This window comes from Paraburkholderia sp. Ac-20347 (genome assembly GCF_017104805.1).
Classification (GTDB): domain Bacteria; phylum Pseudomonadota; class Gammaproteobacteria; order Burkholderiales; family Burkholderiaceae; genus Paraburkholderia; species Paraburkholderia tropica.
Window position 1 is genome coordinate 1 of the sequence record NZ_JAAGPN010000530.1, and the last position, 2,147, is coordinate 2,147.

Annotated in this window: 1 protein-coding gene; it reads left to right on the forward strand. The window is 67.1% G+C overall.

What is annotated here, in order from left to right; all coding sequences use genetic code 11:
• Positions 1-2,147: mechanosensitive ion channel domain-containing protein (locus G3N97_RS38385; protein ID WP_205997938.1), on the forward strand; the 2,147-nt coding region annotated here is incomplete at both ends.

The following is a 2,147-nucleotide window of genomic DNA, read 5'->3' on the forward strand; positions in this document are numbered from 1 at the left end:
ACGCGCTCGCTCGACAGCGTCATCAGCACGCTCGATAACGACAAGCAGCGCAACGCGCTCCTCTCGCAACTCAAGAAACTGCGCTCGGCGTCCGAAAACGTCGCGCCTGCGCCCGCGTCGGGCGCGGCGGCGAACGCGTCCGGGCTGCTCGGCGCGATCGCTTCCGGCCTCGCCTCGGTGGAAGCCGATGCGCGCCGCGGCCCCAGCCCGCTGCATTACTGGGCGGGCCGCTTCAACGCCGCCGGCATCGAGCTCTACACCATCGCCTCGGGCGGCGAGGGCGAGACGCTGGGCCGCATTCTCTTCGACATGGCGGCGATGCTGCTCGGCTGGGGAGTGTGCGCCGCGACGCTGCGCTGGCTCGAACGCCGCATGCTGCGCCGCTTTTCCGTGCGGGTGGGCTTGCGGCCCAACCCGAGCACCGTCGATCTGCTGGTGTTCGTGCTGCATCGCGTCGCGCCGTGGATCGTCGCGTTCATCGGCGCGCTGATCGTCGAGCGTGCGCTACCGCAGGCGCTCGGCCGCACGATCGGTGTGGTGATCGCCTATGCGATCGTCGCAGGTGCGGTGTTCTCGTCGATCTGTCTGATCATGTTCTCGCTGTTCGGGGCGGGGCATCGGCGCGTGGCCGTCAACGTGCTGATCCACGAGGCGCGCCGGCTGCTCTGGGCGATCGGCGTGCTCGCCGCGCTCGGCGACGCGGCCACCAATTACGAAGTCGCGAGCGAGCTGGGGGTCAATCTCGCCGCGCTCGTTTCCACCTGCGCGAACATGACGGCGGCCGTGCTCACGGCGGTGTTCGCGATCGGTTTCCGGCGGCCCGTCGCGCATCTGATCCGCAACCGCAGTTATCAGCTGCGTCAGGACCACAAGGCGCTGACCGAAGTCTTCGACGTGCTCGCCTCGCTCTGGCAACTGCCGATGCTGTTGCTCGCGGCGGCCTCGATCATGGCGACGCTCGGCGGCATCAGCAGTCACGAAAACGTGCTGCAGATTTCCGTCGTCACCGCGCTGCTGCTGGTGCTCGCGTTCTTTCTTTCGGCGGTCGTGTTCCGCATTACGCGGCCCGACCTCACACGCGTGCGGCGACGCTCGCCATATCTGCGCCGCTTGCTCCGCTTCGCGGGCACGCTGCTCGTGCTGTTCGTCTGGCTCGCGTATTTCGAGTCGTGCGCGCGGCTCTGGGACGTATCGCTCGCGGCGATCATCGAGGCGAACGTGGCCGCGCGCGGTATCGCTCACGCGATCTTCGCGATTCTCTTCACCGTGTTTCTCGCGTGGCTCGTCTGGATCGTGCTCGATACGGCGATTCTCGAAGCGCTCAATCCGAGCGGTCCGCGCACCAAGGGCCGCGCGCCCAGCACGCGTGCGCGCACCATGCTGCCGCTCGTGCGCAACGCGCTGCTCGTGACGATACTCACGATCGCGGGCATCGTCACGGCGGCGAATCTCGGCATCAACGTGACGCCGCTGCTGGCGGGCGCGGGCGTGATCGGTCTGGCGATCGGCTTCGGCGCGCAGTCGCTCGTGACCGATCTGATCACGGGCCTCTTCATCATCATCGAAGAGACGATTTCGGTGGGCGACTGGATCGATCTCGACAACGGTCACGCGGGCACCGTCGAGCATCTGTCGATTCGCACCGTGCGGCTGCGCGACGGCCAGGGCGCGATTCACGCGATTCCGTTTTCGCAGATCAAGATCGTCAAGAATCTGTCGCGCGATTTTGCGTTCGCGGTGTTCGAGGTGCGCGTGCCGTTTTCCGTCGATCTCGATACGGTCACGCGCATGATCCGCGAAACCGGCGCGGAACTGGTCGCGGATTTCCGCTATCGGCGCGAGATTCTCGGGCCCGTGGAAGTGTGGGGCCTCGATCGTTTCGATCCGAACTGGATGGTCGTGAAAGGGCAGATCAAGACGCGGCCGTTGCAGCAGTGGAGCGTGGCGCGCGCGTTCAACGCGCGGTTGAAGCGGCATATGGATGAAGCGGGCATCGAGATGCCGGTGCCGCAGATGCAGGTGCATATGTCGCCGCGCGGCGATGGTACGCGCGAGAGCGGCGATCCGGGCGAAGGCCTCGATACGGCCGCGGAGCACGGCGCGCCGCAGACGCCGGGCGAAGCGCTGGCCCGCGCCGAGGCGGAATC